The organism is Laceyella putida (genome assembly GCF_042665195.1).
Taxonomy (GTDB): Bacteria; Bacillota; Bacilli; order Thermoactinomycetales; family Thermoactinomycetaceae; genus Laceyella; species Laceyella putida.
Genome location: NZ_JBHTBW010000019.1, coordinates 54,454 through 76,617 on the forward strand (window position 1 = coordinate 54,454; position 22,164 = coordinate 76,617).

A 22,164-nucleotide genomic window follows, 5' to 3' on the forward strand; every position below is an offset into this window, starting at 1 on the left:
TCACAGTCAGAGAGAGGAGCGCAACATATATGCAACCGTTTATGCGCCATCGCCGCTTGCGGGCCAATGAAACGATTCGTCAATTGGTGCGTGAGCATCATGTTCATATAGAAGATCTGATTTATCCCCTGTTTGTGGTCGAAGGAGAAGATGTGAAAGCCGAAGTGCCTTCGATGCCAGGCGTTTACCATTATTCGCTTGATCGGCTGCAAGAGGAATTGGAAGAAGTGAAAGCGCTGGGCATTTCTTCACTCCTGCTGTTTGGTGTGCCGGTCGAAAAAGATGAGCATGGCAGCCAAGCGGATCATGATCACGGGATCGTGCAAAAAGCGATTCGCTATATCAAGCAGGCATATCCATCTTTTTATGTGATTGCCGACACGTGTTTGTGCCAATACACTTCTCATGGTCATTGCGGCATCGTGGAAAACGGAGAGGTGCTCAATGATCCATCCCTAAGCAGACTGTCGGCAACCGCTGTCGCGCAAGCGGAAGCGGGAGCCGACATGATTGCCCCGTCCAACATGATGGACGGGTTCGTCTATGCGATTCGCCGGGGATTGGATGAGGCGGGCTATGAGCATATCCCGATTCTCTCCTATGCGGTGAAATACGCTTCCAACTATTATGGACCCTTCCGTGATGCGGCTCACTCCACCCCGCAATTTGGCGATCGCCGCACATATCAGATGGACCCGGCCAACGCGCGTGAAGCGATGCGGGAAGCCGCTTCAGATGTGTCAGAAGGGGCCGATATGCTGATTGTGAAACCGGGCTTGGCATACCTCGATGTGATTTATCGGGTGAGAGAACGATTCGACCTGCCGGTTGTGGCTTACAATGTGAGCGGAGAGTACTCCATGATCAAAGCGGCGGCCCTCAATGGTTGGATTGATGAAAAAGCGGTGGTGATGGAAACGATGACCGCCTTTAAACGGGCGGGCGCCGACCTCATTATCACTTATCACGCGAAAGAGATTGCCCGTTGGTTGCGACAAGGGTAAGCGGAATGACGGTCATCCAATGGAATCAGGGAAGAGAAGACGGTGCGACGTTGCTTGAGATAAAAAACGAGCTCGCCTGGCCATAGGCGGGCTCGTTTTTTTGTTATGGTTGGGGATGATTGATGAAGAACTGCCACATCATTTGACTGGCCTTGGGCCCTTTGGGATCGGTATAGGAACCGGCGGTGCTCCCACCTGACCAGGCGTGTCCCATCCCATCCACGATCACTTTGGACAGGATGGTTTGGCCGGTGGCATCGCGATAGAGATACTCAGTATAAGTTCTTCCGTTGGTTACCTGTCCTTTGGTCGTTACATCGGCCGTGTCATCAATGTTTTGATTGTCTGAGCCATCGGCGGCCAAATCGTTTGTCTGTGCCCATTGTGAAATCACCTGATGTCCATTGACGGGGTATACCGTGTAATCGGACGTGCCGTGGAACAGAATGACGGGTACAACCCGTTTCGCGCTACCCATGGCTTGGTAAGCGAGAGTTCCTTGTTGAGTGGGATTGGGCCCGCCGTATAGCATGGCCATATTGGCCGAGACGAGGGAGGATGCCGCCTTGTATTCCAAGCCGGCACCCACGCCAATGGCGGCGAACAGATCAGGGTAAGTGGCCCCCATGATGACGCTCATCGCCCCACCTGCGGACAATCCCGCCACATAAACTTTATTCCCGGCGATGGCGTACCGCGTTTTAATCTGATTGACCAGGTTGGCAATGGATGCCGGTTCGCCCAGGCCGCGTGCTTGATGATTGGAATCAAACCAATTCCAACATTTGCTCATATTGGCGGCGGAGGTTTGTTCCGGATACAGGACGATGAATTTGTTTTGTTCCCCAACCGTATTCATCTCCGTGCCGGCAGCGAACGTATCGGGGCTTTGGGTGCAACCATGCAACATTACCACAAGCGGCACGGGCGTTTGTCCATCATAACCCGAAGGAATGTACAATTTGTAGGGACGGCCGTCGTTTGCGGTTCCGCTGATAAATTGGCCGGCCGCGTGAACGGGTGGCACGAGGGAAGCGAACAGGAGACAAGCACTCAGGCACAAAACGCCGATGAACCTTCCGAGAAGAGTAAGCGCTTTCAAAAAATCATTCCTCCTCATTTTCCACAAGTTTGACAATGGGTGGACGTTGGAACTGCAGGACCGTTTGCCTGGATTTGTGGTTTGATAAAGGTAAGTGCAAATGGCATGCCATCCGGGAATCCTTGCAAATGGCGGATGCATGTCCATGTTACTGTACGGTTTGCCGCTTGCGTGGCGTGTTTTTCCCTTTAAGGGCAGTCCAACTTTGCATATGGTTGTCCAACGTTGTGTATCGTTGCATAATTATACATATAAGAAAGGGGGCGCTTGACGTTGAATTTGCGCTGTACATCCGCACAATTGGCGGATTATTTGCTTGAGTCGGAAGTGGTGAACTACCGCCATCCGCTGATCCAAGCCAAGGCGAAGCAATTGGCCGCATCAAACATGGGGGAAGTGGATCAAGTCAAGGCGACATTTGAGTATGTGCGCGATGAGATCAAACACTCTTGGGATATTCAGAGTGCGCGGGTGACCTGCATCGCGTCGGATGTGTTGCGCTGGCGCGAAGGGATTTGTTACGCGAAAGCGCATTTGTTGGCGACGTTATTGCGGGCGCAAGGGATTCCAACCGGCTTCTGCTATCAAAAGCTGACGTTGGGTGATACACCTGAAACCGGATATTGCCTGCATGCCTTAAATGCGGTCTATCTGAAGAGTTTAGGCAAATGGCTTCGTTTGGACGCCAGAGGCAATAAGCCCGGAGTGAACGCCCAATTCTCAATCTATTCAGAAAAATCGGCTTTTCCCATACGACCGGAACATGGGGAAATGGATGAAGGATGGATTCACTGCGAGCCCCATCCGGCTACAGTCAAAGCGTTATCTGAGGGTACCAACGCGTTGGACATCTATCGGTTTGGGTTGCCTATCGATCTATAAGGGAAATAGTGCAAGTTCATGATTCTTGCCGTTTTTAGATATTGATTTTTGGGAGACAGGTCAAATTGAGCCCCCGATTTTGCTTTTTCCCAAAAAAGTTGTTTTCCCATTGTGAGGTGTATCCCCATTTGAGGTACAATATTGTCATGGGAAGAGTTTTACATAAAAGGTAGTGATGCAGATGCATAAAGGATACGATCGTTCCATCGCAAATTATCAACAAGCGGTCAAAGTGATTCCCGGCGGGGTGAACAGCCCGGTTCGCGCGTTTAAATCGGTGAAGATGAACCCGGTGTTCATCGATCGCGGATCCGGTTCCACGGTGGTGGATGTGGACGGCAACCGCTATATCGACTATATTGGCTCTTGGGGTCCCCTCATCTTGGGGCACGCCCATCCCAAGGTGGTGGAAGCCGTCAAGACCACGGCGGAAAAAGGAACCAGCTTTGGAGCACCGACTGAATTGGAGACGATGATGGCCGAATTGGTGGTTGAACGCATGCCATCCGTAGAGATTGTACGCATGGTCAACTCGGGCACGGAAGCGACGATGAGCGCGTTGCGCTTGGCCCGCGCATATACCGGTCGCAATAAAATTCTGAAATTCGAAGGGAGTTATCACGGGCACTCCGACAGCCTGCTCATCAAGGCCGGCTCAGGTGTGGCCACCCTCGGTTTGCCCGATAGCCCTGGTGTGCCTGAAAACACGGCTCAGCATACGTTGACGGTGCCATACAACGATTTGGAAAGCGTGAAGCTGGTATTTGAAAAATACGGCCATGAGTTAGCCGCCGTAATCTTGGAGCCGGTGGCGGGAAACATGGGCGTGGTGCCGCCGCAGCCAGGCTTCTTGGAAGGGCTGCGCGAGCTGACGGAACAACATGGCACGTTGCTCATTTTTGACGAAGTGATGACGGGTTTCCGGGTGGATTATTATTCCGCGCAAGGCCGCTATGGCATCACGCCTGATTTGACGACGATGGGAAAAGTGATCGGCGGCGGCCTCCCGGTGGGGGCGTACGGCGGCAAAAAGGAAATCATGGAACAAATCGCGCCGGTCGGCCCGGTATATCAAGCGGGCACTTTGTCAGGGAATCCGTTGGCCATGGCGGCGGGTTTCGCAACATTGACGGAGATGACCCCTGCCGCTTATGAAGAGCTGGAGCGCAAAGGACAAATTTTGGAGGAAGGGTTGCGACGCAATGCGGAAGAAGCGGGCATTCCGCATCATATCAACCGCGTCGGCTCGATGGTTTGCCTTTTCTTCACGGGTGAAGCGGTGATGAGCTACACACAAGCGAAACAAGCTGATACGGAGCGCTTTGCCGAGTATTTCCGTCATATGATGGAGGAAGGCGTGCTCATTCCGCCATCGCAGTTTGAAGGCATGTTCATCTCGATGGCCCACAGCGAAGAAGATTTGGCCCGTACGTTGGAAGCGAATCGCCGCGCGTTGGCCAAGCTGAAAAAATAATTGGTTGGCATGGTGAAGCACAAAGCCCAACTTTCCCCGGTTTGGGGAGGGTGGGCTTTTTTGGTTTGCAATTTTTTAGAGACGGGGACTTCCAGCGTAATAGAAGTTTCATGGCAACATAGATAGAGGTAACGGGTTTTTCTCCGTATCCTCATAATCTTGTTTTTGATGACTTGTCTGGTTGGGGTTATAACTCCATTTTGACCGCATATAGATACAGTAACGTCTAACCGATGACCTCATGCGAGAGCTAGAAAAGGGGTCAAGAGGTACGGCACTGCCTCAGAAGGAGGGACTGTGTATATGGAAAACTGTTTTACCCAACTCCGCTTTGATATCTCGGAAAATGTTCGACTCCAACCACAACAACCGGGCATCGATACCCTCCTGGAGCTGGATTTATATCCGGATATTGAGATCAAAGATGAAGGGCAACATCTGAAAATTCAGGGGTATCTGCGGTTAAATGGGGTTTATCTCAGAGAACAGGAAGATGGGCCGGATTTACATACGGATAGGATGGAGGAGAATCAACAAGAATTGGCTTATGTCATTCCAGTGGAGATAACATTGCCACGTGACCGTGCGGAAGAAGAGAAAATCTCGGCGGAAGTGGAGACGTTTGATTATCAAGTCTTGTCTCCCTTTGAACTGAAGATTGACGCGATTCTGATGATTGACGGATTGTTGCCTGAAAGAAAAGAGGTGGGCCATGAAGCGGGTGGGCCGGAAGAACTAATGGAGTCGATGCCGGTTTTCACGGGCCAATCGGCGCAACCGATCGCTTCTTTGTCGCATCAAGAGGATTTCTTACAAGATGATCCCAAAGTGGAGATTGAATTGGAAACGCCGGATGATCCGCCGGTGGAAGAGGGAGGGGAACAAGCAGTTCACCTGATTCAGCCGATCGAGTCGTTGCAAGCCCAAACGGAAGAACAAAAACCGCAAGCAATTAACCCACGAGATTTCTGGAGCGAACGTCAGGCGAGCAAGCAGGCGCAAACGGCGGAATCGATCAAGGAGATGGATCAGGCCGAGCCAGTGGACATGACGGGCGGGCGAGAGGAAGCGGTAACAGAAATAGAAACAGAAGTGGAAACAGAAGTGGAAACAGAAGTGGAAACAGAAGTGGAAACAGAAATAGTAGAGGCAGAAGCGGATGCGGAAAAAGCGCAAGACAAATCAGGGGAACAGGAGTCCTCTTCCTGGATCGGCTGGTTGCTGCGGGACAAAGAAGAGTCGTTTGTGCCGCTGAAAATGGTGATCGTGCAGCAAGAAGACACGATTGATACGCTGGCCAACAAATATGAAGTATCAGCGAATGAGTTGATCAGATTGAACCAATTGCAGACGGATTTGTTGACCGAAGGGCAGATTTTGTGTGTGCCGCAGCGGTCGGGCCCCAACCAAAAAATTCAGAATCCGGTTATTTCCTCGTTTGGTTGGTATGGCAAAAAGCAATGATGTCAGGCGAAAGGGGGTACGGCAGTGGATCAATCGGCTATAGTGTGGGAAGTGTTGCGTCAGTATGGGTATGAAGATGCGTATATGGAGAATGCGGGTGACGTGGTTTATCTGGCAGTTCCGGAAGGGGAATATGCACTAAAGCGTTCCAGCGCACCGCGGGAGAAATTAATCCTTCTGCATCACCTGTTGGATAGGGCGATCCAATCGGGATGTGACCATCTTTTGCCTTGGGTCAAGACCAAACAGGGAGATCCGATTGTGGAAATCCGGGGCACTTGTTGGTATTTGGTGCCTTGGAAACGACAGTCGACCCAGGAGGGGAAACGCTGGTCATCGACGGAAGGGATGGCGGCTTTGGCTCGGTTGCATCAGGCGACCGAGCCGGGTTGCAAGGAGTTAACCGAACTGGCTCCGTCCATTAAGCAAAAGGAGATCGAAGTCTGGAAGCAAAAGTTGGAGAAACTGGAACAGTATGCGGAACAAGGGAAGGGACGCGAATTTGCTTCCCCCTTTGATCGGGCGTTTGTGAGCAGCAAGGATCAACTGGTGCGCAGTTTTCAATTTGCCATTCGCGGACTGGAACGCTACAGGGAAAGTGAGGATGGAGCCGTTCCGCGCGCGGTTCTCTGCCATACTCGCCTTCATCCAAGCAATGTGGTACAGGACGGAGAACAGTTATATTGGATCGATTTCGATCATGCGCAGGTGGATACGCCTGTACGTGATGTGGCCTTGGCGATCCAACGGTTTTCACTCTACGATGGGGAAAGCCCGTTTGCGTTATTGGAGGCATATGAGCGGGAGTGGAAGTTGGAACCGAAAGAGAAGCGCTTGTTGGCTTTGTATCTGTCCTATCCCGAGCGGATTCTGAAAACGTTGGGACGGTATTACGACCAGCCGCGCACCGCCACGGTGGAGCCGCAATTTACCAAGCGCTTCGAACGGGAGATTGGACAGTTTGAACAGATACAAGAACTGGTGAAAAGCTTATGGCCGTCCAAAAAGAAACAAGAAGAAGGGGAAAAAGCCCAGGTCGCAACGGGCCAACCCGGACGCAAAAAGAAAAGAAAAAAGAACCATCGCCACTCTTAACCGGGTCATCCCCGGTTTTTTATTTTTTGTAAAAGTTTGTCCAGGGCTTTTAATGGTAAACTAAGGGCAAGCACCCATAAGATCACTTCCAACATATGGATCTCCTCGCTTACATAAAGGATTGCAAAGAAAAATAAGAAAGCAGGAAAAGTAGGACAAGCGTCCCGCCATTTTTTATAGCCCAAAGAAAAAAAGTTGCTTTCGACCAAATTATATGCGGGATGTCAAGATTTTGTTTGGTTTTTTGGCTAATTAGGGAGAAAGACTAGACAGATGTGTACGAAACATGGAGAATAAGAATATGTTATAGGGATAAGAAACTGGATGCTGACAGGAAGGGGATTTTGAAGTTGAGTATGGTAAAAGCCATGGTGAAAAAGGCATATCGCGGTGTATTGTTTTTGGTTTTTCTCAGTATCCTGATGCTCGTAACGGTATTGTTGATGACGTTCTTGGCTGACCCTCAAGCGATGTATGATCACATCAGACATACGTTTGGTGTTCGCTGATATATGTAAGTCCGGACTCATATTTTTATCGGCGATGTCGATCGCCGTTTTTATTTTGCATGGGTGTTTGTTTGACTCTCTTATCTAAACGTTGTAATATAATAAACAAACAATGGATGGTTAGTGAGCTATGAGAGGGAAGAGTAGACGGGAGATACCTGTCAGAGAGAGAAGCCCACGGCTGGAAGGCTTCTTCAGGCAAAGCCGTTGAACGTCACCCTTGAGCTGAGCATCTGAAGGCGTTCTCGCTGTGTAAGATGTTCCGGCGCCAACCGATACCTGGCTCTTGAGTGCGCTGAATCAAGTGAATGGGTTCAGTGAACAAAGGTGGTACCGCGAAATAACCTTTCGTCCTTTGCAATGGGACGGAAGGTTTTTTATTTTTCGTTAAAGTAAGGAGGACTCCAAATGGGTGAAACTTTGAAAAGCAATTTGCCTCCTGCCTATGATCCAAAACAGGCGGAAGCGAAATGGTACAAGTATTGGATTGAAGGAAAGTTCTTTGAAGCGGGGAAGGACCAAGAGAAAGAGCCTTTTACCATTGTGATTCCCCCACCGAACGTGACGGGCAAACTCCATATCGGCCATGCGCTGAATATGACATTGCAGGATATCTTGACACGGTTTAAGCGGATGAAAGGGTATGATACGCTCTGGTTGCCGGGGATGGACCATGCCGGGATCGCCACCCAAGCGCGGGTGGAAGCGAAACTGCGTGAACAAGGACTGAGCCGGCATGACCTGGGGCGCGAGAAGTTCTTGGAAGACGTGTGGAAATGGAAAGATGAGTATGCGGCCAACATTGCGGACCAGTGGCGCAAGATGGGCTTGGGATTGGATTATAGCCGGGAGCGTTTCACATTTGATGAAGGGTTCTCCGACGCCGTTAAGGAAGTGTTTGTGCGTCTCTACGAGAAGGGGCTGATTTACCGCGGCAAGTACATCATCAACTGGGACCCGAAAGCGCGTACCGCACTGTCCGATATTGAGGTCATCCATAAAGAAGTGAAAGGCGCGCTGTACCACCTGAAATATCCACTTACAGACGGATCGGGCTTCATCCGGGTGGCGACGACGCGCCCCGAGACCATGCTGGGCGATGTGGCAGTGGCCGTTCACCCTGAGGATGAGCGGTATCAGGATCTGATCGGCAAAACAGTGATCTTGCCGTTAGTGGAACGGGAGATTCCCATTATTGCCGATGAATATGTGGATCCGGAGTTTGGCAGCGGAGCGGTGAAAATTACGCCAGCGCATGACCCGAACGACTTTGAAATGGGCAACCGACATCAGTTGCCACAAATCCTGGTGATGAATGAAGATGGCCAGATGAATGAACTGGCGGGCAAATACCAGGGGATGGATCGGTTTGAATGCCGCAAGCAGATCGTCAAAGACCTTGAAGCGGACGGTTTCTTGATCGAAATCGAAGAGCATGTGCATTCCGTTGGCCATAGTGAACGGACGGGAGTCGTGGTCGAACCCTATCTGTCCACCCAATGGTTTGTCGCCATGAAGCCTCTTGCCGAACGGGCGATCGACGCGCAAAAGAGTGGCAAAGGCGTTCGGTTTGTACCAGATCGGTTTGAGAAGATTTATCTGCACTGGATTGAAAATGTACGTGATTGGTGCATTTCGCGCCAATTGTGGTGGGGACACCGCATTCCGGCATGGTATTGTGACACGTGTGGCGAGATGACCGTTGCCCGTACCGCGCCGCAGGCTTGTTCACACTGCCAAGGCGAGAAGTTGCGCCAAGACGAAGACGTGCTCGACACTTGGTTCAGCTCGGCGTTATGGCCTTTCTCCACGCTGGGATGGCCAGAGCAAACGGCCGACCTCAAACGTTACTTCCCTACGGATGTGTTGGTGACAGGGTATGATATCATTTACTTCTGGGTAGCGCGCATGATCTTCACGGCGCTTGAGTTCACGGATGAGATTCCGTTCAGGGACGTATTGCTTACGGGTCTGGTCCGCGATGCGGAAGGCAGAAAGATGTCCAAGTCGCTGGGGAACGGGGTTGACCCGATGGATGTGATTGATCAGTACGGCGCTGATGCGATGCGGTATATGCTGTCAACGGGATGCACTCCCGGAAATGACCAACGTTTCCGCTATGAACGGGTAGAAGCGGCGCGCAACTTTGCCAATAAGATTTGGAACGCTTCCCGTTTTGCGCTCATGCATCTGGAAGGCGTATCGGCAGAAGAACTGGAGCTGAAAGGTCCGTTCTCCATCGCTGACAAATGGATTTTGCATCGCCTGAACGAAACGGTAAAAGATGCGACCCGTCTCTTGGAGCGTTATGACTTTGGTGAAGTGGGCCGTGTCATCTACAACTTCATCTGGGATGAACTGTGTGATTGGTACATTGAATTTGCGAAGTTGCCTCTCTATGGGGAAGATCATGAGGCGAAGCGCGTGACCCGGGCCGTTTTGAATTATGTGTTGGATCAGTCGTTGCGTCTGTTGCATCCGATGATGCCATTCATCACGGAGGAGATTTGGCAGCACCTGCCGGTTGAAGGGGAAAGCATCACCATTGCCGCATGGCCGGAAGCGAACGAAGTGTTTGAAGCCCCGGAAGCAGTCCGTGAAATGCAAGTGTTGATTGAAACGATTCGGGCCGTGCGCAATATCCGTGCCGAGATGGAAGTGGCCCCCAAGCATCAAGTGGAGTTGTTGGTGCGTCCTGATGAGGACACGGTCCAAGTGATTGAACGGAATGAAGCGGCCATCAAGCGGTTGTGTGGCGTAAACCGACTCATCGTCGATCCCGATTTGCGGCGCCCGGATAAATCGATGACAGCGGTTGTGACCGGCGCTGAGCTGTTCTTGCCCCTTGCTGGATTGGTCGATATTGAACAAACAGTGAAACGTCTGGAGGCAGAGCTGAAAAAGCTGAACGCTGAAGTGGAACGCGTGGAGAAGAAATTGTCCAACCCCGGGTTTGTCGCGAAAGCCCCGGACCATGTGGTGGAAGCCGAGCGGCAAAAAGGGGAAGAGTACAGGGAAAAACGCGAAAAAGTGTTGGCGCGGATTCAAGAGATCAAAGGATAATATAGAGACTGGAGATGGGAGGAAACAAAGGGATTTTCCTCCCTTCCCGTTGTTGTTGACGGGACGTCTATTTAAATGCAAAATGTACAGAGGTAGTTTTTATTGTCTAGTGAAGGGGAAGAAGCTCATGCATCAAATGACTTCGTTTGCTACACCAAGTGATGTGTTTGGCTGGATGGAGCAAACTTGTGCTCAAGCGATTCAGCCCGGGTTGGAACGAATGGAATGGATGCTTGAACGATTGGGACATCCCGAACGAAGATGCAAATTCATTCATATTGCCGGAACCAACGGCAAAGGATCAACAGCGGCGATGATCGCTTCGGTATTGAAAGAAGCGGGATACCCCACAGGCTTATTTGTTTCTCCTTATATCCTTTCATGGCGTGAACGGATCCAAATGGATGGGGAACCCATTGCGGAGGAAGCGTTTGTGCATTGGGCCAATCAATTGCGTCCGTTGGCTGAAGAAATCAAAACGGAAGGTCCCGGCGCGATCACTCCGTTCGAATTTTGGACGCTGTTGGCCATTTTATATTTTGCCAAAGATGCGGTACCTTGGTTTGTCGTGTGGGAAACGGGCCTTGGCGGTCGCTTGGATTCAACCAATGTCTGCCATCCGCTGGTGTCTGTGATCACCCAAGTCGGCTTGGATCACCAAGAGTGGCTGGGAGATTCCCTTGGCGAAATCGCGCAGGAAAAAGCGGGCATCATTAAAGCGGGCGTCCCCGTCATCTGTGGCGCGGAACAACCGGAAGCGCAAGCGGTGATCCATGAAGTGGCGCAATTGAAAAAATGCAAAGTCTATCAATCGGGTCGCGATTACCGGACTGAGGCGATTGCGCAACAGACAGGAGAGACGGGACAAGCATTCTCTTTCACCAATGTTTATCGTCAGTTCACGTCCCGGGTGTCCCTGATGGGTGAACATCAGCTGAAGAACGCCGGTACGGCTTTGATGACGTTGGATGTATTGCGTCAGGGATATGCCACGGTGATTGAGGAAGAACATATCCATCGCGGTTTAGCCAATGTCCATTGGCCTGGCCGGTTGGAAAAGGTGAGTGAACATCCGCACATCCTATTGGATGGCGCTCATAATATAGATGGGGTTCGCTCATTGGTCAAGGCGCTCCATGACCAATATACTTATGACCGTCTCGTTTTGGTGTTGGCGATGATGAAAGATAAGCAGGTGGAAGAAATGCTTCAGCCATTGGTGGAGATAGCGGATCTGGTTATTGCCACCCAAGTCGCTGGGCAACCGCGTTCGATGAAGGGAGAGGAGTTGGCTGAGTTGATTCGACGTCTCAAGCCATCCATTCCGGTGTCGATCACATCAAAAGTAGGCGAAGCGTGTGGGCTGTTACGGGAACAGTTGGGTGAACGTGATCTCTGCGTGGTCACGGGTTCTCTCTATCTCGTATCAGAAGCGCGCCCGTTACTGATACAAGCAAAAGGCGAATAAGGTATTTAAAAAGGCTGGTGATTCTGTTGGATAAGAAAAAAGTGCATTTTGTAGGAATTGGCGGATATGGGATGAGCGCGATTGCGCGCGTGTTGTTGGATTTGGGACATGAAGTGTCCGGTTCTGACGTGGCGGAAAACGCCTTGGTGCAAAAGTTGATTGAGCGTGGCGCCAATGTGACCATCGGACATCACGAGGACAATGTCAAAGGGGCGGACATGGTTGTTTTCTCCACAAGCATCGCCGAAGATAATGTGGAGCGCGTCGCAGCCAAAGCGCAAGGGATTGAAGTGTTGCACCGCTCTCAAATGCTGGCCCGTCTGTTGAATGACAAGAAAGGGATCGCCGTAGCCGGAGCGCATGGGAAAACAACGACTTCGTCCATGATCGCCCAAACATTGGAATTGTGCGATGTTGATCCGACTTACATCATCGGCGGGGAAATCGTCAGCCTGAAGGGCAACGCCAAAGCGGGCCAGAGTGATTATGTGGTGGCCGAAGCGGATGAGAGCGACGGTTCTTTCCTGGAATACCATCCCTACTTGGCGGTCGTGACCAACATTGAGCCGGACCATTTGGAAAACTATGACGGCGATTTCGAAAATCTGAAAAAGGCGTATCGCCTGTTTGCCAGCCAAGTGCGTCCTGAAGGGGCGGCGATTTTGTGCTGGGATGACGCCTTTGTCCGCGCCATCGCCCCCGAAGTGCGCGGCCGTTATATCACTTATGCCCTGGATCATCCAGCTGATTATGTTGCGACCAACATCCGTGAACAAGAGCGCGAGATGACGTTTACGGTGGTCAAAGGGGAAGAGGAGCTGGGAGAGGTGACCCTCCGCATCCCAGGCCGTCACAATGTGGCCAATGCGCTTGCGGCCGTCATCGCTTGTTTGGAAGTGGGCGTGCCATTTGAACGTATTGCGGCGGCACTGTATCAATTCCAAGGGGCGAAACGCCGCTTCCAAGTGATTGGCGAAGTGGATGATATCTTGGTGGTCGATGACTATGCGCACCATCCAACCGAGATCGAAGCGACATTGAAAGGAGCCAAAGCGTTGGGCCGCCGGATGATTGCCGTATTCCAACCGCAGCGGTATTCCCGCACGCATTTATTGATGGATGAGTTTAGCCGGGCGTTTGGTTTGGCGGATAAGGTCATTATCAACACGCTGTATGCTCCGGCTGGGGAGCAACCGATCCCGGGCGTGACTGCTGAGCGTTTGGCGAAATTGATTGCGGAGAACAGCAACCCAAATACGCAATTCATCGCCGCCAAGGAAGATGTGATTGATTATCTATTGAATCATGTCCAGTCGGGTGATCTTGTGCTCACCATGGGTGCCGGCGACATCTGGCGTGTTTCCCACGGATTGGTGCCCGAGTTGGAGAAACGTGTTGTGAAAAAATAAAGCTCTTTGCACTCATCAATTGCTTTAATCAAGGTGTGCAGGGTAACCGCTCAGAGGTTGCCCTGTTCAATCCCATCACATTTGCAGATAGGAGATGACTTTTTGTGAATTTATTCACATATAAATGGCTCCCCCTGTGCATTTGCCTCTTTTTGCTGGTGACAGCTTGCGCGCCAGCCGACCCTGCCCCCACCGATTCTGAGCAACAGAACACGGCGGACAATAATGATGTGTCAGATTTGAATTGGCGTGTGCCTGATTTTGAGTTTACCGATCAAGCGGGGAAGACTTTTGGCTTGAAGGACCTGAAAGGCAAGGTTTGGTTGGCGGACTTCATTTTTACCCGCTGTCCCAATGTGTGCCCGCCGATGACGGCCAACATGGCCAAGGTGCAGGACGAATTGAAAAAGGCCGAGGTTCAGGTAGAATTGGTTTCTTTCAGCGTTGACCCCGATTATGACAAACCGGATGTGTTAAAAGCGTATGCGGAAAAGCATCAAGCGGACTTCAGCAATTGGCATCTTTTGACCGGTTATTCGTTGGATGAGATAACGAAGATGACCAAAGACACGTTTAAGGCGCAAATTGCGCATCAAAAAGGGACATCCCCTGACGTGCCGCTATTGGTTACCCACCCGACGCAATTTTATTTGATTGACGGTACGGGGAAAGTTGTCCGTTTTTACAATGGGTTGCAACCCGATGCGACACAGATCGCGAAAGATATTAAAGCTATGGGTAAATGAAACAAAACAATAGGCGATGGAAGGGTTGAAGAAGGGATTGGAAAGCCATTCCCTTCTTTTATTTTTTCCTGCGGTTGAGCATGAGCGCCCCCGCGCCATTGATGACAAGGAAGAGAACAAGTTCCGTCCCGCCCAGCCATCCGGCCAGGAAGCTCACGAGCGCGGTGAATCCGGTAAACAGGGCCATCAACAGGAAGGATATCTGCCTGATGGCTTGCACTCGTTCAGATGCCGGGCGGGGCATGAGCTTAAAGAAAATCGGATAATGCACGGCATCCCCGACGCTTTGCAATTGCACGATAAACATCCAGTTGCCCAAGAAGGTGAGAAGCGTGATCACCGCGGGATGAGGCCAGCAAAAGGCGAGAAGGAGCACCCAGGCCAAGAGGCGGACATGGATCGTTAACAGATCGCTTCGCCTTGCCAACGTGCGCCAAAAGAGGTAAGGATAGACGGCCTCTCTGTTGATCCAGGGGTTGACAAGGCGAATCAGCCACTTGCGTTCGCGCAAGGGACGTTTGTATTGGGGCACGTCCACAAACCAATTGGCGATGGCGTAGTAACGCGCAACGGTTTCCTGCTCCAACTGGCTTAAGCGTCGCCATGGGTAAGGGGCTCGGGGCACGGCATGAGTCCAGTAACGGTACCACGCCCCCAACACGGCGAGAGCCAAAATCGCGAGCCACCATACTGATTCCAGCGCCGCGTAGGAGAGCAGAAAATTCAAGACTCCACGCAGTCCCTTCAACGTGTGTAAGCGACGCCAACGCCCACTCACTGTCAGCCGCAAGGATTGCCACTCCAACAGCAGGTTGAGCGTATGGGCACACGCCAACAGAAGAAGCGTGACCGCATAGGGGCCCGCTGTTCCCAACTTGGCGTGATACAACGGATAAAGGATAACGCCCAGGACACTCAAGTTGAAGAGTTGAATCGCTCCAGTGTAGAGCAAGCTTGCCCGGAAATACCCTCCCATTTGTGGTTCCAAAGGCAATAAAAACACCAGATCGGTTGGGGTGATCCAAGTGCGGATGCGATGACGGGTCAAGAAGAGTCCAAGGATCACTGCCAAGACAGGGGCAAGCGGGAAATCGTTCGGCAACCAGGCCAGCAGTTGGTTATATCCAAACGAAAAGGCGATAATGGTGATCCCCACAAGGAGCGGGGTGCCGCCTCCGCTCGCGATGACGCCAATCAGGCGCAGCGCTTTTGTCCAGGATCGGCGCATGCGGTCCCTAAATAGCATCGATGTCTCCAAGCGTTTCACCCTTTCGCGATCTTAATGAATAGTTGCTCCAAGCTGGCCTGCGGCTGAGAGAGCGTTTGCCGCATCTCCGACAAATTTCCTTTTAACTGAATGCGCCCATCGTGCAATAAGATAAAGCGGTCGCAATATGTTTCGGCCATCCCCAGAATGTGAGTGGACATCAAAATGCCCATTCCTTGCCGTTTGCCTTCTTGCAAGAGATCAAGCAGCGCCTGGATGGCAAGCGGGTCAAGGCCGACAAAGGGTTCATCGACGATCAGAAGGGATGGTTGAACGAGAAACGCGCATAAGATCATGATTTTTTGTTGCATCCCTTTGGAAAAGGTATGGGGGAACCAGTGTTTCACTTTACTCATGCGAAATTGATCCAGCAAGGCATTGGCGCGTTCGATATAAAGGGTTTCATCTAATCGATAAGCCCGGGCGGTTAACTCCAGATGCTCCCATAAGGTGAGTTCCTCATAAAATTGGGGTGATTCCGGTATGAAGGCGATTTGGGACCGGAACGCGGCGGGATCTTCGCGCAAGGTCTTGCCGTTCAGTGTGACGTTTCCTGCAATCGGGGTCATTAAACCGAGGATATGCTTGATCGTCGTGCTTTTGCCGGCCCCGTTTAAGCCGATCAAGCCGACGATTTCACCCGGTTGCACATCAAATGATAGGGCATGAATGACGGGTTGCTGGCGTGAATAACCGCCTGTCAGTTGTTGAACTGTAAGCATACGTCGCTCCTTTGGAGTAGGATGGATTCTTCTGTTAATCTACTTGATTGTGGGGTGGGAAGCAAGCGATTAATAGGAGATGCCCAAATTTTCTTGATATGGACATGTTCCTTTTCTTGTTTTTTCCTTAAAATGGAATTGGGTGATCATAGAAAAGGAGGAAGTCATGTGCAAATCATTGATTGGATATCCTTGGCCATCATGAATGAAGCCTCTGACCTGCACTTGGTGGAAGGCCAACCTCCACGGGCGCGCATCCAGGGGAAAATGGAGTTGTTGGCCGAAGAAAAGGTGGAAGGAAAAGGGATCAAGTCGTTTTTGGCTGAACATGAACAAGTGATTCGGGAACGAGAAGTTGATTTTGCTTATCAGTTTGAAGAAATTCGCGTGCGTATCCATGCTTACCGGCTACAATCGGGCATCGGGCTGGCGATCCGCTTTTTTCCGCGCGAGATCCCCAGTCCGGAAGAGCTGCGCCTTCCTTCGACGCTTCTCGATTTAAGCCAAAAGAAACAAGGAATTCTGTTGGTCACCGGTCCGACGGGGAGCGGAAAATCGACTACGCTTGCTTCATTGTTGGAGTGGAAGAACCAGACCAGCCCTTCCTTGATCATGACATTGGAAGACCCGATTGAATATGTGCATCATTCCCGGCAATCCCTCATGATCCAGCGGCAGGTCGGGACGGATACCGGCAGTTATTACGCTGGCGTATATTCGGCATTGCGCCAAGATCCCGATGTCTTGATGATCGGGGAATTGAGGGAGCGGGAAGCAGTGCGCGCGGCGTTGTATGCGGCGGAGGCGGGAAGATTGGTGATGGCCACTATGCACGCTTCACGGGCGGTGCAAGCCATCCATCGGTTAATCAATCAATTCCCGGCCGAAGAGCAACCGCTGATCCGCACGCAGTTGTCATTCAGTCTGCTGGGAATCGCTTCGCAACGTTTGTTTCCCGGCAAGGGATACCAAAATCGGATCGCGGCGTTTGAGGTGCTGGTGAATACCCGGGCTGTGCAACATTTGATTCGGGCTGATCAAATCCATCAAGTCGACTCCATCATGCAGGCAGGCCAACAAGCGGGGATGCAGACGATGGAGATGGCCGTTCAGTCATTGATGAGACACAAGAAAGTGGAGCAGTCTGCGGTGAAAGAAGAAGGGGTGTTAACCCATGGCTGACGAACAAGCGCTGGGCGTGGTGCTGGCGGGGATGGGGGCCTATTGGCTGCCCGAATGGGCGGAAAGCTTGCTGAGGCGAAGAACGACTGACCGATTTGTGCGCGCTTTTTACGATGAAATGCGGAGCTCAACAGAACGGTGGTTTTTTGCTTATTCCCGGCTGGGAGGGATGGCGCTCCATGCGTCCATCGCTTGGTGGCTGATTGAGCAACCGTTTCTTTTTCTCGAGAAGCTGATCATGTGGATTTTTCTTGTGATGCTGCATGTGATTGTTCTGACAGACCTGATGGCCTGGCTGATTCCCAATTCGGTCACATATGGAGGGAATCTTCTCTTCGCTTGCTACTGTTGGCTCGACCGACCGGCTTCGTTTACGCGGATTGGTTTGGCGGCTTTACTCACCTACGGGATCGGCTATTTGGTCTGGCGAATCACGGGCGGGATTGGAATGGGAGACGTTAAGTTATTGTTGATGTCTGTCTGGTTGTTGGGCTTTGATTTGCTCATCGCCTTATGGCTGTCCAGCTTGAGCGCTTTGTTGACGGTGATCGGGAGATCGCTTGTTCAAGGGAAATGGACAGGGGGTTCCCCTTTTCCATATGGTCCCCATCTGGCAGGAGGAATCACCGTGACGCTGTTCTGGGGTGATGCGGTAAGCCGCTGGATCGGTTTATAGAAAAAAAGAGGGTTCTAGTTCTATCTTCTCTATGAATTCATAAACTCTAGTAACAGATTTTTGAAGGAGCGGATCAATGACATGGAGTACCCAAAACCGAGAATCTCTTCCCATCAATCAGGCATGAAAGTGACGATACAACCCCATCCTGAATCGTCTTCTCCCGGCAAGGCGGGAAGGGGGGCAGAGGGACAAGCCATCGCGATTTCGAAACGGCAGGAGAGAATCAACGGCCAATCGGATTGCGCCGGCAACCAATCGGCCAATTGGGAAAAGATAGAGAAGACACCGATTTCGGCTGCGTTCCAGCAGGAAGAGGGACGGCGAGCGAAGAAATCAGCTGTCACCCAAGTTTGGGAAGAGCGTTCTTTTGCCAAGAGCTTCACCGATAATAAACAGCATGTCATCGAGTGGAGTTCGCCCAACAATCCCTTCCTGCAAAAACGGCTGAAAATTCGCCCGCCGGCGGCCAACTTGGGACAACTCTTGTTATCGATCGCCGCCGCCATTTTGGTGGGTTTGGTTATGGGCTTCTCCATCTTGCGGATTTTCTTTTTGGAAAATGCCCCCCATTCCGCCCGTTCGATCGATGATCATCTGCCCAAAACCAATGTCGTGGCGGAAAAGCCACTCATAGATCAAAAAGGAGTGGGAAACCTAGAGAAAGAGGTGAGGAATCCCCTTCCTTCCTTGCGTGTCGTGATGTTGCAAGCGGGACATTTCCAAACCAAACTGCATGCCCAAAAGAAAGTGCAGGAATACCGCACGCAAGGGCTGGCGGCGGTGATGTCAGACCATCCGCCTTATCGCATTTTCTTAGGACTAGGATTGACACGCGACGATGCCTTAAAACTTTCCGCGATTTATCAAAAAAAAGAAGTGGAAGTGTATTTGAAAGAGTGGCGGATGGTTGGACAAATGCCAAAGGGAATGAAGAAAAAAGAAAAACTGGCGCAATTGCTTGAAGGCGGGAACCGGCTCATTCAACAGTTGGGAAACGCTTCGATCGCCAACATACAGAGCAACCCCGTGAAAGAAGCGCCCGCTTTTGCCTTTCAAACCACCTGGAAAAAAGAGTATCGCCAGATTCTCACCGACTTTCATGCGCTGGAAAAGGAGTTGCCTCCAAAGTTGAAGACTTCACTCAGCCAATGTATCGCTGCATTGGATCTTGCGATTCAGAGTGGAGAGACGGCCAACAAGCACCCGAATCAAGTCCTACTGTGGCAGATCCAAGAAGGGCTGGTCAGGTATGCGTTGGCGTATGAACGGGTGGTTGGGGCGATGGTGGGAGATGAGGAAAACAAATTTTGACAAAGCGTTGTCCATCGCTTGTTGAGTGTATCTTCATCTGCTAAACTGAAATTGTTCCAAGGTTGGAAGGCACCTTCATTCGAAGAGGTGCTTTTTTCCGTGAACGGGATGCGATCCGTTTGAAAAAGGACCATCCTCCTTTTAATTTTTTACGATACCGAAAGGTGTGTGCTCGATATGCGGCCGAAGATTGTTCTGGCATCCGGTTCTCCGCGAAGACGTGATTTGCTTGCGAGCTTGGGAGTGCCGTTTGAGGTGAAATCAAGTCAAGTCGATGAAACTTTTGATGGGACGTGTTCACCCAGTGAAGTGGTAGAAGATTTAGCGCATCGCAAAGCAATGGATGTGGCCAGAACGTGCGATACCGCCCTCGTGATCGGTGCGGATACGATTGTCGTGTGCGATGGTGAAATCTTGGGCAAGCCGCGGGATGAGACAGAAGCGGTGCAGATGCTATCGAAACTGCAAGGCCGCGCACATCAAGTATATACGGGGATTTCTTTGGTTGAAGTATTGGAGGGTCAAGTGATTCGTGAACGCGTCAGCCATCGAATGACCCATGTTTGGATGAGGCCACTGTCAGATGAGAAAATTACTTGGTACGTGGACTCAAAAGAGCCGTTGGACAAAGCGGGGGCCTATGGCATTCAAGGATTGGGCGCATGTTTGATCGAAAAAATCGAAGGCTGTTACTTGAATGTGGTTGGATTGTCTGTAGCTGAGCTGGATCAAATGTTTGCGGACCTGAATTATTCTTTGGTGCAATAACACAAAATCAATGAAAAATACAACACCTCTGCCGAGCGCATCCGAGGAAAATTTCCTGAATTGGAGTGGAGAGAGGCAGAGGAGGGAATATATGATGGATGAAACCGGGCGGAATTACATGCTGTTGCGCGATGTGCCGGAAGAGGAACGGCCGCGCGAACGCATGGTTCAGTTGGGGCCCGAACACGTCTCCAATGCGGAGCTGATCGCCCTCTTGTTGCGCACGGGAAGCACGGGTGAATCCGTGATGGTGTTGGCGCAGCGGGTTTTAAGCAAAGCCGGTGGGTTAAAAGGTTTGACTCGACTCTCGTTGCAAGAATTGATGGAAATTCACGGGATCGGGCCGGCCAAAGCGGTTCAATTGATGGCGGGGATTGAGTTGGGACAGCGGATTTCACGGATGTTGCCTGAGGACCGCTATGCGATTCGTTCACCGGGTGACGCCGCCTTATATGTAATGGATGAACTCCGTTTTCAGCAGCAGGAGCATTTTATTTGTCTATTTTTAAATACAAAATATCGTGTAATTGACAAAAAATGCATATTCAAGGGCAGTTTGAATACCTCGGTAGTTCATCCGCGCGAGATTTTTCATGAAGCGATCCGTTCCAGCGCCGCCGCTGTCATTTGCGTACATAACCACCCAAGCGGAGATCCCACGCCTAGCCCTGAAGATCTGCTGGTTACGGAGCGGTTGGTGGAAGCGGGAAGACTATTGGGGATCGAAGTGGTCGATCATCTCATTACTGGAGACCAAACGTATTTCAGCATGAAAGAGAAAGGGCTGATTCCAGACTAGAGGCTAACGGACGCGATTCAGCCCTTGCGCTCCGCTCTTATTTCCTTATTGACGAAATTGTTGGAATCCATACCAGAAATAGAGCAATATGAATTGGCTTACTCCATGAAATGGCTTTCATTATCTAAATAAACGGATTGTGAACGAACGAGAGGAGGTTTTTGTTGTGTTGGGCGGATTTGTAAAAGATATGGGGTTGGATTTGGGCACAGCCAATACCTTGGTTTATGTGAAGGGACAAGGGATTGTGGTACGTGAACCCTCCGTCGTGGCGATGGAAGTGGGGACAGAGGAAATCAAAGCGGTGGGGAACCAAGCAAAAGCGATGATCGGGCGCACCCCTGGCAACATTGTGGCCATTCGGCCAATGAAAGACGGCGTGATCGCCGATTATAACACGACGGCGGCCATGATTGAATACTTCTTAAAACAGGCGTCGGATCAGCACATTATCTTGCCTCGCAAGCCCAATGTGATGGTCTGTGTGCCTTCGGGTGTGACGGCGGTTGAAAAGCGGGCTGTCGAGCAGGCGACTGTAAGGGCAGGTGCCAAGGAAGCGTATACGATTGAAGAACCATTGGCAGCGGCGATCGGGGCAGGCTTGCCCGTCTGGGAAGCGACCGGAAGCATGGTGGTTGACATCGGCGGCGGGACAACGGAAGTGGCGGTTATTTCCTTAGGGGGGATCGTGACTAGCCATTCGCTAAGGATCGCCGGCGACAAAATGGATGAAGCCATCATCCAATATATCCGCAGAAAATTTAATTTATTGATCGGAGAGCGTACGGCGGAAACGTTGAAGTTGGAGATCGGCTCGGCCCTTCCCGAAGACCAGGCGAAAGACTCGCGCGAGATCAAAGGGCGCGATTTGATCACAGGTTTGCCGCGCATGATTGAGATCACGTCACAAGACATCGCTGAAGCCTTAAGCGAAACGGTGTCTGCGATCATTGACTCCGTCAAGCAGACATTGGAACAAACGCCACCGGAGTTATCGGCGGACATCTTGGATCGGGGCATTACTTTAACGGGTGGCGGGGCACTGTTGCGCAATTTGAATGTCCGCCTCAGTGAAGAAACGAATATGGATTGCCATGTGGCGGAACACGCGCTGGATTGTGTGGCGATTGGAACGGGCTCGGCGCTTGAGCAAATCGAGCTGTTTAAACCGACTTCCACGATGGACCGCTATCGTCGCAAACGTTTTTTCTAGGTAAGGA

19 protein-coding genes and 1 other annotated feature are annotated in these 22,164 nt (G+C 51.2%); of the genes, 16 read left to right on the forward strand and 3 right to left on the reverse strand.

Translation table 11 applies throughout. The features are described from left to right. Positions 1-29 precede the first annotated feature (29 nt). Entirely contained in the window at positions 30-1,004 is a 975-nt protein-coding gene (gene hemB, locus ACFQNG_RS06595; RefSeq protein ID WP_379864101.1) for a porphobilinogen synthase, read from the forward strand. Positions 1,005-1,107: 103 nt separating this feature from the next. On the opposite strand, the gene ACFQNG_RS06600 is transcribed toward hemB, so the two are convergent. Further along, positions 1,108-2,106, reverse strand: coding sequence for an extracellular catalytic domain type 1 short-chain-length polyhydroxyalkanoate depolymerase (locus ACFQNG_RS06600; RefSeq protein ID WP_379864103.1), 999 nt, complete (start codon positions 2,104-2,106; stop codon positions 1,108-1,110). Positions 2,107-2,379: 273 nt separating this feature from the next. Here ACFQNG_RS06600 and ACFQNG_RS06605 point away from each other — a divergent pair, with 273 nt between their 5' ends. The 9 genes from ACFQNG_RS06605 to ACFQNG_RS06645 all read left to right on the forward strand — a co-directional run bounded on the left by ACFQNG_RS06605 (position 2,380) and on the right by ACFQNG_RS06645 (position 14,216). Next, entirely contained in the window at positions 2,380-2,988 is a 609-nt protein-coding gene (locus ACFQNG_RS06605) for a transglutaminase-like domain-containing protein (RefSeq protein WP_379864104.1), read from the forward strand. Between the two features lie 181 nt (positions 2,989-3,169). After that, positions 3,170-4,462, forward strand: a complete 1,293-nt coding sequence (gene hemL / locus ACFQNG_RS06610; RefSeq protein ID WP_379864105.1) for a glutamate-1-semialdehyde 2,1-aminomutase — start codon at positions 3,170-3,172, stop codon at positions 4,460-4,462. Positions 4,463-4,765: 303 nt separating this feature from the next. Beyond that, entirely contained in the window at positions 4,766-5,926 is a 1,161-nt protein-coding gene (locus ACFQNG_RS06615) for a LysM peptidoglycan-binding domain-containing protein (RefSeq protein ID WP_379864106.1), read from the forward strand. A 24-nt stretch (positions 5,927-5,950) separates the two neighbouring features. Further along, positions 5,951-7,021, forward strand: a complete 1,071-nt coding sequence (locus ACFQNG_RS06620) for a phosphotransferase (RefSeq protein ID WP_379864107.1) — start codon at positions 5,951-5,953, stop codon at positions 7,019-7,021. A 350-nt stretch (positions 7,022-7,371) separates the two neighbouring features. Continuing rightward, on the forward strand, positions 7,372-7,530 hold the full coding sequence (locus ACFQNG_RS06625; protein WP_379864108.1) for a hypothetical protein: 159 nt from the start codon (positions 7,372-7,374) through the stop codon (positions 7,528-7,530). A gap of 121 nt (positions 7,531-7,651) precedes the next feature. Next, positions 7,652-7,889 (forward strand) — a binding site (T-box leader). Between the two features lie 49 nt (positions 7,890-7,938). Continuing rightward, a complete protein-coding gene (locus ACFQNG_RS06630) occupies positions 7,939-10,593 on the forward strand; it encodes a valine--tRNA ligase (protein ID WP_379864109.1) in 2,655 nt (884 codons plus the stop codon). Positions 10,594-10,720: 127 nt separating this feature from the next. Then, complete coding sequence (locus tag ACFQNG_RS06635; RefSeq protein ID WP_379864110.1) at positions 10,721-12,061, forward strand: bifunctional folylpolyglutamate synthase/dihydrofolate synthase; 1,341 nt, start codon at positions 10,721-10,723, stop codon at positions 12,059-12,061. Positions 12,062-12,081: 20 nt separating this feature from the next. Next, positions 12,082-13,470: a UDP-N-acetylmuramate--L-alanine ligase gene (gene murC, locus ACFQNG_RS06640; RefSeq protein ID WP_379864337.1), complete on the forward strand. Its 1,389-nt coding sequence runs from the start codon at positions 12,082-12,084 to the stop codon at positions 13,468-13,470. Positions 13,471-13,574: 104 nt separating this feature from the next. Continuing rightward, a complete protein-coding gene (locus tag ACFQNG_RS06645; protein ID WP_379864111.1) occupies positions 13,575-14,216 on the forward strand; it encodes an SCO family protein in 642 nt (213 codons plus the stop codon). 58 nt (positions 14,217-14,274) lie between these two features. Here ACFQNG_RS06645 and ACFQNG_RS06650 read toward each other — a convergent pair whose 3' ends face one another. Both ACFQNG_RS06650 and ACFQNG_RS06655 read right to left on the reverse strand, forming a co-directional pair. Then, positions 14,275-15,462: an ABC transporter permease gene (locus ACFQNG_RS06650; protein WP_379864113.1), complete on the reverse strand. Its 1,188-nt coding sequence runs from the start codon at positions 15,460-15,462 to the stop codon at positions 14,275-14,277. Between the two features lie 17 nt (positions 15,463-15,479). Beyond that, entirely contained in the window at positions 15,480-16,205 is a 726-nt protein-coding gene (locus tag ACFQNG_RS06655; protein ID WP_379864114.1) for an ABC transporter ATP-binding protein, read from the reverse strand. 168 nt (positions 16,206-16,373) lie between these two features. On the opposite strand from ACFQNG_RS06655, the gene ACFQNG_RS06660 reads away from it, so the two are divergent. From ACFQNG_RS06660 to ACFQNG_RS06685, 6 genes are all read left to right on the forward strand, one after another. Beyond that, a complete protein-coding gene (locus ACFQNG_RS06660; RefSeq protein ID WP_379864115.1) occupies positions 16,374-17,387 on the forward strand; it encodes a type IV pilus twitching motility protein PilT in 1,014 nt (337 codons plus the stop codon). Continuing rightward, complete coding sequence (locus ACFQNG_RS06665) at positions 17,380-18,063, forward strand: prepilin peptidase (protein WP_379864116.1); 684 nt, start codon at positions 17,380-17,382, stop codon at positions 18,061-18,063. The genes ACFQNG_RS06660 and ACFQNG_RS06665 overlap by 8 nt, the downstream gene beginning before the upstream one ends. Positions 18,064-18,144: 81 nt before the next feature. Further along, positions 18,145-19,377, forward strand: coding sequence for a hypothetical protein (locus ACFQNG_RS06670; protein ID WP_379864117.1), 1,233 nt, complete (start codon positions 18,145-18,147; stop codon positions 19,375-19,377). Between the two features lie 177 nt (positions 19,378-19,554). Continuing rightward, positions 19,555-20,145, forward strand: a complete 591-nt coding sequence (locus ACFQNG_RS06675; RefSeq protein WP_379864118.1) for a Maf family protein — start codon at positions 19,555-19,557, stop codon at positions 20,143-20,145. A gap of 94 nt (positions 20,146-20,239) precedes the next feature. Continuing rightward, positions 20,240-20,944 (forward strand): RadC family protein, encoded by a 705-nt coding sequence (gene radC / locus ACFQNG_RS06680; protein ID WP_379864338.1) that lies wholly within the window; start codon positions 20,240-20,242, stop codon positions 20,942-20,944. Positions 20,945-21,110: 166 nt separating this feature from the next. Further along, entirely contained in the window at positions 21,111-22,157 is a 1,047-nt protein-coding gene (locus ACFQNG_RS06685; protein ID WP_379864120.1) for a rod shape-determining protein, read from the forward strand. Positions 22,158-22,164: the final 7 nt, after the last annotated feature.